This window comes from Staphylococcus pasteuri (genome assembly GCF_030547725.1).
Lineage (GTDB): Bacteria > Bacillota > Bacilli > Staphylococcales > Staphylococcaceae > Staphylococcus > Staphylococcus pasteuri.
In genome coordinates, this window is sequence record NZ_JAUOQO010000755.1 from 1 (window position 1) to 245 (window position 245).

Annotated in this window: 1 pseudogene; it reads right to left on the minus strand. The window is 34.7% G+C overall.

Going from position 1 to position 245, the window contains the following annotated elements:
• Positions 1-228, minus strand: a pseudogene (locus Q4528_RS15380) (aldo/keto reductase); the annotation flags it as partial.
• Between the last annotated feature and the right edge of the window lie 17 nt (positions 229-245).

Here is a 245-nt window from a genome sequence, read left to right on the forward strand (position 1 = left end):
AGCTATCATAATAGCAGAAACGTTCTCTTGATATTTATTTGCTAAAGGTTCAATGACTGACATGAGGCGTCTACTTTTATCGTCAGAAGTATCAAACAGCTGACCTCCCGCAAAAGGACTCCAAGCCATCACTTTAACTTGATTTTGATACATTTTATCCATTACACCCTTATGTAGTATATCTGTTTGATATGGTGATAATTCAAGTTGATTGATACTAATGTGCAACTTATCATGATTAAGAC